The 15,836-nt window shown below is 72.2% G+C and carries 5 protein-coding genes and 1 pseudogene; all 6 read left to right on the top strand.

Annotation, left to right across the window (positions count from 1 at the left end; genetic code table 11):
• Nucleotides 1-97 precede the first annotated feature (97 nt).
• Complete coding sequence (locus ACZ44S_RS38280; protein WP_466937967.1) at nucleotides 98-1,282, top strand: LLM class flavin-dependent oxidoreductase; 1,185 nt, start codon at nucleotides 98-100, stop codon at nucleotides 1,280-1,282.
• Nucleotides 1,279-2,067 (top strand): alpha/beta fold hydrolase, encoded by a 789-nt coding sequence (locus ACZ44S_RS38285; protein ID WP_466937969.1) that lies wholly within the window; start codon nucleotides 1,279-1,281, stop codon nucleotides 2,065-2,067. The genes ACZ44S_RS38280 and ACZ44S_RS38285 overlap by 4 nt, the downstream gene beginning before the upstream one ends.
• Nucleotides 2,068-2,074: 7 nt before the next feature.
• Entirely contained in the window at nucleotides 2,075-2,749 is a 675-nt protein-coding gene (locus ACZ44S_RS38290) for an NADPH-dependent FMN reductase (protein ID WP_466937971.1), read from the top strand.
• 29 nt (nucleotides 2,750-2,778) lie between these two features.
• Nucleotides 2,779-7,818: a type I polyketide synthase gene (locus tag ACZ44S_RS38295; RefSeq protein ID WP_466937974.1), complete on the top strand. Its 5,040-nt coding sequence runs from the start codon at nucleotides 2,779-2,781 to the stop codon at nucleotides 7,816-7,818.
• Nucleotides 7,815-12,209: pseudogene (locus ACZ44S_RS38300) on the top strand (type I polyketide synthase); the annotation flags it as partial. The gene ACZ44S_RS38295 and the pseudogene ACZ44S_RS38300, both read left to right, overlap by 4 nt.
• An 18-nt stretch (nucleotides 12,210-12,227) precedes the next feature.
• The coding region (locus ACZ44S_RS38305) for a type I polyketide synthase (protein WP_466937976.1) at nucleotides 12,228-15,836 on the top strand (3,609 nt) is incomplete at its 3' end.

The raw sequence follows: 15,836 nt of genomic DNA on the forward strand, positions 1-15,836 counted from the left end.
CGGGAAGAAAGAGGGGCTCATGAGGGTCATTTGGTTTCACATGCAGGGGTACCGCGATCTTCCGGACGATTTACAGGACCGCTATGAAAGCGTCTGGGTGACCGCGCCGAACGACGAGTTGTGCGACCCGGAGACCGCTGGTCGATATCTGAACTGGAATCTCGACGAGCTGGAGTACGCGGACGATCTGGGATTCGATGGAATCGGCACCAACGAACACCATCAGAACGGATACGGGTTTCCGGTCTCCCCTCATATGACCGCCTCCGTCCTGGCGCGCCGGAAGTCGGACGCGGCGATCTGTCTGCTGGGGACCACGCTGCCGACCTACCACCCGCTGCGGGCCGCCGAGGAACTGGCGATGCTCGACTGCATGAGCGGCGGACGGCTGATCACGGGCTGGCCGGTGGGCACGTCGATGGACACCGTCGGCAACTTCGGGATCCCACCGGACGAGGTGCGCCCCCGCTACTACGAGGCGCACGACCTGATCAAGGCCGCCTGGACCAGGCCCGGTCCGTTCCCCTTCAACGGCAAGTACACCAAGCTCCGCCACGTCAATCCGTGGCCCAAGCCCCTTCAGCGGCCGCATCCCCCGATCTGGATGGCCGGCGGCGGCTCCCTGGAGACCTATCACTTCGCGGCGCAGAACAACTACACCTTCAACTACCTGAGTTTCGCCGGCTACCAGATGGCCCGCGCGCTGATGCAGAGCTTCTGGCTCACAGCCGAGCACCACGGCCTCGACGACAACCCCTACCGGGCGGGGTTCGCCCAGCTCGTCTGCGTGGCCGACACCGACGCCGAGGCCCGCCGGCTCTACGAGAAGCACGTCCTGAACTTCTTCAACAAGTCGATGTACATCGCGCCGCACTTCTCCCGCGTCCCGGGCTACATGTCCCGTGAGAGCGTGGAGAAGATGCTCCAGAAGACCGGCGCGGCCAGCACGTTCGGGGCGGCACCCGTCGATGCCCGGCCCACCTGGGACAGCATCGTCGAGAAGCAGGGCGCGGTCATCGCCGGCAGCCCCGACACGGTCGCGCACCGCCTCACGGAGATGATCAAGGGGCTGCGGATCGGCCATCTGATCACCATCATGCAGATCCAGTCGATGCCCACCGACCTGACCAAGCACAGCACCAAACTGTTCGCCGAGAAGGTCATGCCCCGCATCCAGCGCATCTGGCGGGACACCCCGTACGAGGACCACTGGTGGCCCAGCGGCGCGACCCGCAACACCGCACCGATGGAAGGCAGCCCGGCGGGAGGCGCGGTCCGATGAACCAGGCGACCACGACCCTCCTCGAACTCGGCGGCGGACTCGCCCCCAACCCCGTGATGGCGCACGGCGACGGCAGCCCCCTGGTGTACCTGCACGGGCCGTTCGGCCAGGAATGGTCCGGCTACCTGGACGACCTGGCCGCGCGCCGCCGTGTGTACGCCCCCGCCAACCCCGGCGCCGACGACCCCGCCGACCTGCGTCTGCTGGACCACCTCTGGGACCTCGTCCTCTACTACGACGAGCTGTTCGACCGGCTCGGCCTCGGCACCGTCGACCTGGTCGGCCATTCCTACGGTGGCATGGTGGCCGCCGAGTACGCGGCGGCCTACCCGGCGCGGGTCCGGCGACTGGTGCTGATCGGCGCCATGGGCCTGTGGCGAGACGACGCCCCCGTCAACGAGTTCGTCACCGTCGCGCCCGAGACCCTGGACAGCCAACTCTGGCACGACCGGACGGAATCGGCGGTGGCAGCCTTCCGGGCCGTACCCGAGGACGTCGAGGAGTCGCACGCGCGGCTGCTCCGCCGCTTCGGGGCCGTGGCCAGCACCGCCCACTTCAGCTATCCCATCCCCGAACGGGGCCTGGTGAAGCGGCTGCGCCGCATCACCGCCGACACGCTCCTGATATGGGGAGCCGACGACGGCCTGGTCCCGCCCGTGTACGCCGAGGACTTCGCCCGCCGACTGCCCTCCGCCACCTGCGAGATCGTGCCCGCCGCGGGCCACTATCCGCACGTGGAACAGAGGGAACGGGTTTCACGTCGCACTCTCGAGTTCCTGGCCTGAGACGACCATGGACAACGACACTCCCACGAGGCCCGATACCTTCCCGAGTCCGCCACCGGTCCGCGTCCTGGCCCTCGGCGGCTCCATCCGACCGCGGTCGTCCTCCGGACTCGCCCTGGCCCGCACCGCGGCCATGGCCGAACTCCGCGGCGCCACCGTCTCGTTGCTCACCGGCCGCGACCTGGTGCTGCCCATGTACGAACCGGGGTCCGCCGCACGGTCCGCCGAGGCCCGCCGGCTGTTGGCCCGGGTCCGCTCCGCGGACGCCCTGCTGCTGTGCTCGCCGGGCTACCACGGCACCATCTCCGGGCTGGTCAAGAACGCCCTGGACCATCTGGAGGCACTGCGCCACGACGACCGCCCCTACCTGGACGGCATGCCGGTCGGATGCATCACCGTCGCCCATGGCTGGCAGGCGGCCGTCGGCACCCTGCACACCCTGCGCGCCACCGTCCACGCCCTGCGCGGCTGGCCCACCCCCCTCGGCGTCGCCGTGAACGGGGCGGCGACCCCCCTCGAAGGCGGCAAGCGCGCCGACGACGACGAGCTGGCCCCCGACCCCGGTGTACTCGGACAGCTTTCCCAGGTCGCCGCCCAGGTGGTCGATTTCGCCCGGACCGCGAAATCGGTCGGCCCGGCCCGGGAGTCCACCGCGGTGACCGCCGGAGGCGCACAGAAATAGAGGACCGCCAAAGGCGCGAAGCAACAGTGATGGAAACGCCGTGCGATCGGAAAAGGCCCACGGCGAGGACATCGGTTCCCGTACGCGACCGTAATTCGACAGGCTCACCTGGTGGGGTTGATATGGCGATGGAGAACGAGGAAAAACTCCGTGACTATCTCAAGCGGGTCACGGCCGAACTCGGTCAGACACGGGAACGCCTTCTCGAAGTCTCCCAGGCCGGGCGAGAACCGATCGCCATCGTCGGAATGGCATGTCGTTTTCCCGGCGGAGTGAGTTCGCCGGAGGAGCTGTGGGATCTGGTCCACGACGGACGCGACGCCATAGCGCCCTTCCCGACGGACCGCGGCTGGCCCCAGGACCTCTACGACCCCGACCCCGACCGGACCGGCAAGAGCTACGTCCGCGAGGGCGGCTTCATCGAGGGCGCCGCCGACTTCGACCCCGCCTTCTTCGGTATCTCACCGCGCGAGGCCCTGGCCATGGACCCCCAGCAGCGGCTGGCCCTGGAGTCCGCGTGGCACGCCTTCGAAAGCGCCGGCATCGACCCCGCCGGGCTCAGGGGCAGCAAGACGGGTGTCTTCGTCGGCGCGGTCACCACCGACTACTTCACCCGCCTGGACCGGGTGCCCGACGGCATGGAGGGCTACCTCGCCACCGGCAGCATGACCAGCGTCACCTCCGGACGGGTCGCCTACACCTTCGGCCTGGAAGGCCCGGCGATCAGCGTCGACACCGCCTGCTCCTCCTCGCTCGTCGCACTCCACCTGGCCTGCCAGTCCCTTCGCAACGGCGAGTGCTCACTGGCACTCGCCGGAGGCGTCGCCGTCATGCCGTCCCCGGCGGGATTCGTGGAGTACAGCCGGCAGCGGGCGCTGGCCGCCGACGGACGCTGCAAGTCGTACGCCGACACCGCCGACGGCACCACGTGGTCGGAGGGCGCCGGCATGCTCCTCGTGGAGAAGCTGTCCGACGCACGGCGCAACGGCCACACCGTGCTCGCGGTCATCGCGGGCTCGGCCGCCAACCAGGACGGGGCGAGCAACGGGCTGTCGGCCCCCAGCGAACTGAGTCAGCGCGAGGTCATCCGCACGGCACTGGCCAACGCCGGACTCGGCACCGGGGACGTGGACATGGTCGAAGGTCATGGCACCGGCACCGCACTCGGTGACCCGATCGAGGCACAGGCCCTCCTGGCGACCTACGGCCAGGACCGGGGCGACGGCCCGCCGCTGCGGCTGGGCTCCATCAAGTCCAACCTCGGCCACTCCGGGCCGGCCGCCGGCGTCGCCGGCGTCATCAAGACGGTGATGTCCCTGCGACACGGTGTCATGCCGAGGACGCTGCACATCGACCGCCCGTCCACGCAGGTGGACTGGGAAGCGGGAGCGGTGTCGCTGCTGACCGAGTCCGAACCGTGGTCCGTGCCGGACGAGCGGCCCCGGCGTGCCGGCGTGTCCTCCTTCGGCGTCAGCGGCACCAACGTCCACGTCATCCTCGAGGAGCCGACCGCCGACGACCGGTCCGCCGCCCCGGAACCCGGCCGAGCCCCTGCCGCGGTGTCCCTGACGGTCTCCGGACGCGGCGACGCCGGCCTGCGCGCCCAGGCCGATCGGCTGCGCCGGTTCCTCGTCGACCATCCGGACCTGCGCCTGGCCGACGTCGCCTGGTCGCTGGCGGCGACCCGGCCGACGCACTCGCACCGCGCCGTGGTGGTCGCCTCCGACCGCGCCGAGGCACTGAGCGGCCTGTCCGCGCTGACCGACGGTGAACCGACCGCACCGACACCCGCGGGCGGGGCCGCCGACGACAGCCGGGTGGCGCTCGTGTTCCCCGGGCAGGGCTCGCAGTGGGCGGGCATGGCCGTCGAACTGCTCGACACCTCACCGGTGTTCGCCGCCGGCATGGGCCGCTGCGACCAGGCCCTGCGGCCGTTCGTCGGCTGGTCCCTGCTGGACGTCCTGCGCGATCCCGACGCCGACTGGCTGCAGCACGTCGACAAGTTGCAGCCGGTCCTGTGGGCCACCATGGTCTCCCTGGCCGACGTGTGGCGCGCGTCAGGCGTCGTCCCGGCCGCCGTCGCCGGCCACTCCCAGGGCGAGATCGCCGCGGCCGTCGTCGCCGGCGCCCTCAGCCTGGAGGACGGCGCCAAGGTCGTGGCCCGCCGCAGCCAGGCACTGATCTGGTTGAGCGGCCTCGGCGGCATGGTCTCGCTCGCCGAGTCCGCCGAACGCACCCGGGACCTGCTGGCCTCGTGGGACGGCCGCCTGACGATCGCGGCCGTCAACGGCCCGTCCTCCACGGTGGTCGCCGGCGACGTGGCCGCCGTGGAGGACCTCCTCGCGCAGTCCGAACGGCTGGGTGTCCGAGCCACCCGGATCCCCGTCGACTACGCCTCGCACTCCGCGCACGTCGATCTCATCGTCGACGACATGCGCCAGGCGCTCTCCGACGTCTCACCGCGCCGCAGCGAGGTCCCCTTCATCTCCAGCGTCTCCGGAGAGGTCCTGGACACCCGGCAGCTGGACGCCGACTACTGGATCGCCAACCTCCGCAAGACCGTGCAGTTCGAGACCGCGGTGCACACCGCGCTCGACCTGGGATGCCGCGCCTTCGTCGAGGTCGGCCCCCACCCCGTCCTCAGCGTCGGGATCGAGGACACGCTGCACGACGCGGGAACCGAGGCCGCGGTGATCGGCACGCTGCGGCGCGATCAGGGCGGCCTGCCCCAACTGCTGAGCTCCCTCGGCCGGGCCTGGGCGGCGGGCCTCCCCGTGGACTGGAACCCCTGGTTCGAGGGCAGCGGAGCCCGCCGTGTCGCCCTGCCCGGCTACGCGTTCCAGCGCGAACGGTACTGGCTGGAGTCGCCGGACACCGAGCCGCCGGCAGGCACCACGGACAGCGCCGCCGACGCCGGCCAGGACGAGTTCTGGGCCGCGGTCGAGAACGAGGACCTGAACTCCCTCGCCGAGCTGCTGGACCTGGGCGACGGCCAGGCCCTGGCGCCCGCGCTGCCCTCCCTCACCCAATGGCGGCGCCGGCAGCGCCGCAACGCGGCCACCGACGTCCTGCGGTACCAGAACGTCTGGTCCGTCTCCGAGGTCGTCCGTTCGGGCGGGGACCTGTCGGGGACCTGGCTGCTCGTCGCCCCCGACGCCGGAGCCGAGGACCTGGTCACGGCCTGCGCCAAGACCCTCAGCGAGCACGGCGCCGAATCGATGTACCTGGGCGTCGCACCGCAGGACACCGTCGACGACACCCTGGCCGACCGCGTCGCCGAGATCGTCGAGACCACCCCCGGCCTCCACGGAGTGGTGTCCCTGCTGGCCGTGGACGACCGCCCCCACCCGGCCGCCGAAGTGGTGCAGGCCGGACTCGCCGGCAACGCCGCTCTCATCCGGGCCCTGGCCCGTGCCGCGGACGCCACCGGCACGGCGGCGCAGCTGTGGTTCCTCACCCAGGGCGCGGTCTCCGCCACCAGGATCGACCGGGTCAGCCACCCCCAACAGGCCTTGACCTGGGGCCTGGGGCGGGTCGCGGCGCGCGAGCACCCGCGGTTGTGGGGCGGACTCGTCGACCTGCCTCAGGAAATGAGCGACCCGGTGCGCGAACGGCTGTCGGCCGTCCTGGCGGGCATCGACGGTGAGGACGAGATCGCAGTGCGGTCCTGGGACGTCCTGGTCCGCAGGCTCGTGCGCGACCCGCTCGGCGACACCCCCGCGCTGCGCACCTGGCGGCCCGAGGGAACCGTACTCGTCACCGGTGGCACCGGCGCCCTCGGCCGCCATGTGGCGCGCTGGCTGGTGCAGGCCGGCGCCCCGCACGTCCTGTTGCTCAGCCGCAGCGGCCCGGACGCCCCGGCGGCGGCGGAACTCACGGCCGAGTTCGGGGACCGGGTCACGGTCGCCGCCTGCGACATCGCCGACCGGGACGCCCTGGCCGGCCGGCTCGCGGCCCTCCCCGCGGACCAGCCGCTCACCGCGGTCGTGCACACCGCCGCCGCCCTCGACGACTGCGTCATCGACTCACTCACCCCCGCGCGCATGGCGAACGTCCTGCGCGCCAAGGTGCGGGGCACCCTCAACCTGCACGAACTCACCCGGGACCGCGACCTGTCGGCGTTCGTGATGTTCTCCTCCTTCGGGGCGAGCCACGCCTCCGCCGGCCTGGCCAACTACGCCCCCGGCAACGCGTTCCTCGACGCCTTCGCCGAGTACCGCCGCGCCGAGGGACTGTCCGCCACGACCGTCGCGTGGGGAACCTGGGCCGGCGCGGGAATGGCCGCGGGCGGCGCGGGTGAACGCGCCCGCATGCAGGGCCTGTACGAGATCGACCCCAAGCTTGCCGTCGACTCCCTGCAACGCGCCCTCGACCACGACGAGAGCCGCCCCGTGATCGTGGACATCCGGTGGGACGACTTCACCCTCGGCATCGACCCCGACCGGCCGACCCGCCTGTTCGACCTGCTGCCGGACGCCAAGCGTCTGCACGAGACCACCACCGACGCGCAGACCCCCGCGGCCGACGACACCACGGCCGACGACACCTCCGGGCTGGTCGACCGGCTCGCCGGACTCGGCACCGCCGAACGTGACCAGGCACTGCTCGACCTGGTCCGCAAGCAGGCCGCCGCGGTGCTGGCACACGGCACCTCGGGACATGGCTCCGCGGAAGCCGTCCAGCCCGACCGGGCCTTCAGGGAACTGGGTGTGGACTCCCTGAGCGGTGTCGAACTGCGCAACCGGCTCGGCGCCGCCACCGGGCTCAGCCTGCCCGCCTCCGTCGTCTTCGACCACCCGACCCCCGCCGAACTCGCCCGCCATTTGCGCCTGGAGCTCTTCGGCGAGGGCGACCCGATCCCCGGCCTCCTGGAGATCGAACAGCTGGAGGCGGCCCTCGCCCGGATCGACCCGTCGGACGACCGCGCCCACAGCGCCGTGGGAGACCGCCTACGCGGCCTGATCGCCACCTGGCGCGAGGTCCGACCCCACGGCGACACACACGACCAGGTCCGCGAGGCGAGCGACGTCGAACTCTTCGAGCTGCTGGACAAGGAGCTGGAGGCGTGACCTCACCGGCGGACAACGAGGCGAGGCTCCGGGACTATCTGCGGCGCGCCACCGCCGACCTCCTGACGGCGCGCCGCCGGGTGGAGGAGCTGGAGGAGAGCACGCCCCTGGCCGTCGTCGGCATGGCGTGCCGCCTGCCCGGCGGAGCCGACACGCCGGAAGCGCTGTGGGACCTGGTGTCGTCGGGAGGCGACGCGATCGGCCCGTTTCCGGACGATCGCGGCTGGGACCTCGGGGCGCTCCACGACACCGACTCCGGCCGCGTCGGCACGTCGTACGTCCTCCAGGGCGGCTTTCTGGCGAACGCCGGTGGCTTCGACGCCGAACTCTTCGGCGTGTCGCCGAAGGAGGCCCTGGCCATGGACCCCCAGCAGCGGCTGCTGCTGGAGACCTGCTGGGAGGCGCTCGAACGGTCCGGCCTGGACCCCACGGCCCTCAAAGGAACGCGCACCGGTGTGTTCGCCGGCACCTTTCCCAACGGCTACAACGACATCCTCAAGGAACCGCCCGCCGACGTCGCCGGCTACCTCACCACCGGAAATGCCTCCTCCACCCTGTGTGGAAGGATCTCCTACGCCCTGGGCCTGGTCGGACCGTCGATCGCCGTCGACACCGCCTGCTCGTCGTCGCTGGTGGCACTGCACCTGGCCGTCACCTCCCTGCGCGCCGGGGAGTGCTCCCTGGCGCTGGTCGGCGGTGCCTCGGTCATCGCCGAACCCGAGGTCTTCATGTCCCTCAGCCATCAGCGAGGCCTGTCCGCGGACGGCCGGTGCAGGGCGTTCGCCGACGGCGCCGACGGCACCGGCATGTCCGAGGGCGTGGGCGTTCTCGTGCTGGAACGGCTGGCGGACGCAGTGGCGCGAGGGCATCGGGTCCTGGCGGTGGTGCGGGGCTCGGCGGTCAACCAGGACGGCGCGTCCAACGGGCTCACCGCACCCAACGGCCCGTCCCAGGAGGCCGTGATCCGGGCCGCGCTGGCCGACGCCCGCCTCAGCCCCTCGGAGATCGACGCCGTCGAGGGGCACGGGACCGGCACGACCCTCGGCGACCCCATCGAGGCCGAGGCACTGCTGGCCACCTACGGCCGGGAGCGTGGTGAGCGCGCTCCCCTGTGGCTGGGGTCGGTCAAGTCCAACATAGGGCACACCCAGGCGGCGGCCGGCGTCGCGGGCGTCATCAAGACCGTGATGGCGCTGAGGAACGGGGTGCTGCCCCGCACCCTGCACATCGACGCACCGTCCGCCCAGGTGAACTGGGACCGGGGACAGGTGCGCCTGCTGACCGAACCCCACCCCTGGACGCCCGTCGACGGCCGCCCCCGTAGGGCCGCCGTCTCCTCCTTCGGTTACGGCGGCACCAACGCCCACGTGATCCTGGAGGAGGCGCCCGAGACTCCGCCCCACGACGCCGAAGAGCACCGGCCCGAGGGCCGGCCGTTGCCGTTCGTGCTCTCCGGCGGTTCGATGGACGCCCTCGACGCCCAAGCCGCCCGCCTTCGCGACTTCCTCGGGAACGACGCCGCCCGACTCACCGACGTGGCCTGGTCCTTGGCGTCCACCCGTGCCCGCCTGACACATCGCACCGTGATCGTCGCTTCCGACGGGACCCAGCTGCTGGAGGCCCTGTCGAGCACACCCACTGCCGGGGTGACCGGTGTGGCGGATGTGTCGGGGTCTCCGGTGTTGGTGTTTCCGGGGCAGGGGGCGCAGTGGGCGGGGATGGGGCTTGAGTTGTGGGACGGCTTGCCGGTGTTCGGTGAGCGGATGGCGGAGTGTGAGGCGGCGCTGGCCCCGTTGGTGGACTGGTCGTTGCGTGAGGTGCTGGCCGGTGATCTGGATCGGGTGGATGTGGTGCAGCCGGCGTTGTGGGCGGTGATGGTGTCGCTGGCGGGGGTGTGGGAGTCGTTCGGGGTGCGGCCGTCCGCGGTGGTGGGGCATTCGCAGGGGGAGATCGCGGCTGCGGTGGTGGCCGGTGGCCTGTCTTTGGAGGACGGGGCGCGGGTGGTGGCGTTGCGTAGTCGTGCGTTGCGGGAGTTGGCGGGTTCGGGCGGGATGGTGTCGCTGCCGCTCGCGGTGGAGTGGGCGTCGGAGCTTGCTGCTGGGCTGGGGTTGTCGGTGGCTGCGGTCAACGGGCCGTCGTCGACGGTGGTGTCGGGTGATGTGGCGGCGTTGGAGGAGCTGCTTGTCCGGGTGCCGGAGGCGCGGCGGATCCCGGTGGACTATGCCTCGCATTCCTCGCATGTGGACCGGATCGCCGACGACATTCGTGACGCTTTGGACGGCATCACGCCGCGTACCGGTGAGATCCCCTTCATTTCCAGTGTGACCGGTGAGGTGCTGGACACGGTCGGTCTGGATGCGGAGTACTGGGTGACCAACCTGCGCCGGACGGTGCGCTTCCAGGACGCGGTCGCCACCGCGCTGGAGCGGGGGAACAGGGTGTTCACGGAGGTCAGTCCGCATCCGGTGCTGACGGTGGGTGTGGAGGAGACGGCCGGGCTGTCGGACGTGGTGGTGACCGGGACTCTGCGCCGCGGCGACGGCGGTGTCCCGCGGGTGCTCACCTCGCTGGCCGAGGTGTTCGTGCGAGGCGTGGACGTCGACTGGTCCGCTGCCTTCGCGGGCACGGACGCACGGACGGTCGAGCTGCCCACGTACGCCTTCCAGCACCGCCACTACTGGCTGGAGGGCGGCATCGGCAGCGTCCCCACCGACTGGGTGGCCGCCGCGGGCGTGCGCGGGGCCCACCATCCTCTGCTCGGCGCCGCGATCCGGCTGGCCGACACCGACGAGTACGTCATGACCGGACGGCTCTCCCGCTACAGCCACTCCTGGCTCGCCGACCACACGGTGCTCGACAAGGCGCTGTTGCCCGGTGCGGCCTTTCTGGAGATGGCGCTGCGCGCCGCCGACGAGGTCGGCTGCGCGCAGGTCGAGGAACTGGCCCTGCAACAACCCCTGGTCCTGCCCGACCACGGCTGCGCCTTCGTCCAGGTACGCGTCGGGGCCAGGGACGACGACGGTCGACGCATGCTCACCGTGTCCGCCTGCTCCGACGACGCTCTGGGGGAGACCTGGCACCGGCACGCGGTCGGCGTCCTGACCGAAGAGCCGCCGGACAGCCCGCCGGGACTGGAGACCTGGCCACCGCCGGAGGCCACGCCGATCGACCTGGACGACTTCTACGCCCGCACAGCGGAGGCGGGATACGGCTACGGCCCCGCCTTCCAGGGGCTGCGTGCGGCCTGGCGCCATGACGACGCGGTGTACGCGGAGGTCGCGCTGGGCGACGAACAGCTCTTGGTGGCATCCCGGTTCGGACTGCACCCCGCCCTGTTGGACGCCGCGCTCCAGGCGAGCGGGTTCGGCGGCTTCTTCGGCGACGACGGCCGGGTCCGGCTGCCGTTCTCCTGGAACGGCGTGGCGCTCCACGCGGCAGGCGCGGCAGCACTGCGGGTCCGAGTCGCGGAGTGCGGCGGCGCCACCGACGGCGCGCTCTCCGTGCTGGTGACCGACTTGTCCGGCCGTCCGGTGGCCTCGGTGGAGAAGGTCGTGGTCCGGCCGGTGGCCGCCGGTTCCCTCGTGACCGACCGCGACGACGAGGACCTCTTCCGTCTGGACTGGGTGCCGGTCGCAGAGGCGGCCTCCGCCACCGCTCCGGACACGTGGACCGTTCTCGGCGGCGACGACCTGGGCCTGGGCTGTGGCGTGGCCGCCTCCCTGGCCGACGTGCCGGCGTCGGCGGAGGTCGTGGTCACGGCGTGCCTCGACCGTCGGCCGGTCGACGTGGCGCGCGCCCTCCTCGCCGACGCGGTGGCGCTGGTCCGAGAGTGGGCCGCCGATGAAGCGAGGGACGCGGCACGACTGGTCGTCGTGACGCGCTCGGCGGTCGCGGCCGCACCGGGCGACGACGTGGCGGACCTCGCGCATGCCCCCGTCTGGGGTCTGCTGCGCAGCGCGCAGTCCGAACACCCGGGCCGGATCGTCCTGGTCGACCTCGACGAGGACGGTGGCCACGGGATCGCCGCCTCGCTTGCCGCCGCGGTCGCCTCGGGGAAGCCCCAGATCGCCGTCCGGGCCGGCACCCTCCTGACGCCGCGCCTGCGCCGAGCCCGCGCCGGCGGTGGGCTCGCGCTGCCGGCGCGCGACGGCTGGGAGTTGTCCACCCGAGGAGGCGACACGCTGACGAGCTTGGCGCTCGTCCCCACGTCCGAGGAACCGGACGAACCCCTCGGCCCCGGCCAGGTCAGCGTCGCCGTGCGGGCCGCAGGCCTCAACTTCCGTGACGTACTGCTGGCGTTGGGCCTGTACCCCGGCGGCGGACGCATGGGCAGCGAGGCCGCCGGCGTGGTGACCGCCGTGGGACAGGGCGTCGAAGGGATCACGGTCGGCGACCGGGTACTCGGACTGATGCCGACGGCTTTCGCCGACCGGACCGTCACCGACCACCGCCTGCTCACCCGCATCCCGGACGACTGGTCGTTCGAACGCGCCGCCTCGGTCCCGATCGCGTACCTGACCGCCTGGTACGGCCTGGTCGACCTGGGCGGACTCACCGCCGGAAGCAGGGTGCTGGTGCACGCGGCCGCCGGCGGAGTCGGTACGGCCGCCGTGCGCATCGCCCGCCACCTGGGCGCCGAGGTGTACGGCACCGCCGGCGAGGGGAAATGGGACGCGCTGCGCGCCCTGGGCCTCGACGACGACCACATCGCCTCGTCCCGCACCACCGAGTTCGCCGACCGCTTCCCGGCCGTGGACATCGTGCTCAACTCCCTGACGGGGGAGTACATCGAGTCGTCCCTCCGGCTGCTGTTGCACGGCGGCAGGTTCGTGGAGATGGGCAAGACCGACCTGCGCGACGCCGACCAGGTCGCCGCCGACCACCCCGGCGTGCGGTACCGGGCGTTCGACCTGATGGCCGATGCCGGTCCCGACGTTCTCGGCGCCCTGTTACGGCGGATCGTCGGCCTGCTCGAAGCGGGAGAGCTGCAGACCCTGCCCATGAGCGCGCGCGACATGCGCCGGGCGGGGGACGCGTTCCGGGAGATGAGCCAGGCGCAGCACATCGGCAAGCTCGTGCTGACCGTGCCGCGCCGCCCCTGGGCGGACTCGGGCACCGTCCTCGTCACCGGCGGTCTGGGCACGCTCGGCGGCCTGGCCGCCCGGCATCTGGCCACCCACCACCGCGTACCCCACCTCCTGCTCTGCGGCCGACAAGGCCTGCGGACCCCGGGAGCCGCCGAACTCAAGGCAGAGTTGGAAGAGTTGGGAACCCGGGTCACCGTTGCCGCATGCGATGTCGCCGACCGCGGGCAGCTCGAAGACCTCCTGGACGCCGTCCCCGCCGACCTGCCGTTGACCGGAGTCGTGCACGCCGCCGGAGTCCTCGACGACGCCACCGTCGCGGCCCTGAACTCCGACCAGATCGACCGGGTGCTGCGCCCCAAGCTGGATGCCGCCGTGCATCTGCACGAACTCACCCGGGACCGAGGGCTGAACGAGTTCGTCCTGTACTCGTCCGCCGCCGGCGTGGTCGGCAGCCCCGGCCAGGGGAACTACGCGGCGGCCAACGCGTTCCTGGACGCCCTGGCCGCCCACCGCCGCGCCCAGGGGCTGGCCGCGCTGTCCCTCGCATGGGGCTACTGGCAGCCCGCCAGCGCCCTGACCGGGGCACTGACCGAGGCTGAGCTGACCCGGATGTCCCGGGGCGGGCTGCTGCCCTTCTCCGGCGACCAGGGCCTGGCCGCCTTCGACGCCGCGTGCCGCACCGACGAGCCCGTGCTGGTGCCGGTCCGCCTCGACACGGACGCGGTCGCGCAGCAGCCGGAAGGCTCCGCGCTCAGGACGCTGTGCGGGCGCCTGCTGCGGGAGCCCGTACGCCGTGTGGCCGAGCCCCGGTCCTCCGCCGCCGAGGCGGGCGGCGACGCGGTGCGACGGCTGGCGGGGCTGCCGGAACACGAGGGGCGTCGGCGCACTCTCGATCTGGTGGTCGGACACATGGTCACCGTGCTCGGCTACACCCCGGGCACCTCCGTTCCGCCCGGCCGGACCTTCCGTGAGGCGGGGTTCGACTCGCTGGCCGCGGTCGAACTGCGCAACCGGCTCTCGGCCGATCTGGGCCGACGGCTGCCGGCCACGCTGACCTTCGACCATCCCACGCCCGAGGCGCTGGCCGCCCATCTGTGGTCCGAGCTGTCCGGCACCGCCGCCGCGCCCGACACGCCCACGACCGGCGCGGCCACCGCGGACGACGCCGAGCCGATCGCCCTGATCGCGATGGCCTGCCGGTATCCGGGCGGCGTGGACTCGCCGGAGGCACTGTGGGACCTGGTGGTCTCCGGCGGCGACGCCATCACCGAGTTCCCCGCGGACCGCGGCTGGGACCTGGACGCGCTCGGCAGCGGCGGGGCCTCGGTCACCGCGCAGGGCGGGTTCCTGTCCGACATCGCCGACTTCGACGCCGAGTTCTTCGGCATCTCACCACGCGAGGCCCTGGCCATGGACCCACAGCAGCGCCTGCTGCTGGAGGCAGCCTGGGAACTCGCCGAACGCTCGGGTCTCGGCCCGGACTCCCTGCGCAACAGCCGGACCGGCATCTTCGTCGGCGCCGTGCCGTCCGGCTACGGGACGCAGGTGCGCGACGTGCCCAAGGACCTGCTCGGCTACATGAGCACCGGCAACACCACCAGTGTCGCCTCGGGCCGACTCGCCTACACGCTGGGCCTGGAGGGGCCGGCCATCACGGTGGACACCGCCTGTTCGTCGTCGCTCGTGGCCCTGCACCTGGCCATGCGATCGCTGCGTGCCGGAGAGTGCTCGATGGCCGTCGTCGGTGGCGCGGCCGTCATGCCGACGCCCATCGCCTTCGTCGAGTTCAGCAGGCAGGGCGGTCTCGCCCCGGACGGACGCTGCAAGTCGTTCGCGGCGGCGGCCGACGGCGCCGGCTGGTCCGAGGGCATCGGCCTGGTGCTCGCGGAACGTCTCTGCGACGCCGTGGCCAAGGGACACCGGGTGCTGGCGGTCGTACGGGGCTCCGCCGTGAACCAGGACGGCGCCTCCAACGGCATGACCGCGCCCAACGGACCCGCGCAGCAACGTGTCATCCGCGCCGCGCTCACCGACGCACGACTCTCCTGCGACGACATCGACGCGGTCGAGGCCCACGGCACCGGAACCGTCCTCGGCGACCCCATCGAGGCCCAGGCACTGCTGGCAACGTACGGGGCCGGTCGCGCCCCCGACCGCCCACTGTGGCTGGGCTCGGTGAAGTCCAACATCGGCCACGCCGCGGCGGCCGCGGGGATGGCCGGGCTGATCAAGACCGTGATGGCCCTGCGCCACGACACCCTCCCGGCGACACTGCACGTGGACGAGCCGACACCGCACGTCGACTGGGAGGCCGGCGCCGTCCGGCTGCTCACCGAGACACGGCCGTGGCGGCGCGGTGACCGCGTCCGCCGCGCGGGCGTCTCGTCCTTCGGCATCAGCGGGACGAACGCCCATGTGATCGTGGAGGAAGCACCCCGACAGACGCCACAGGAAAGGGCCCTTGACGGAACCGGGACCGAACCGGCATCCGCCGACCGCCCTCCCGCGCACGCCCTGCCGCTGGCGCTCTCGGCACGATCGGCCCAAGGGCTGCGCGACCAGGCTCGCCGCGTGGCCGCCTTCCTGTCGGACCACCCCGAGACCGGCCTGCCGGAGCTTGCCGTCTCCCTGACCCGTACCCGCGCTCTCCTGGAACACCGCGCCCTCATCGCCGCCGACGCCATGTCCGAGGCCCTGACCGGCCTGACAGCCGTGGCGGACGACCGACCCGCCCCGAACGTGGTGACCGGCCGCGCACGTGACGGTGTGCGTCTGGGTGTGGTGTTCGCGGGTCAGGGGGCGCAGCGGTTGGGGATGGGGCGGGGGTTGTATGAGACGTTTCCGGTGTTCGCGGGGGCGTTTGATGAGGTGTGTTCCTTGTGGGATGCGCCGGTGCGGGATGTGGTGTGGGGTGGGTCGGAGGGGGCGCTT

The organism is Streptomyces malachitofuscus (assembly GCF_055571035.1).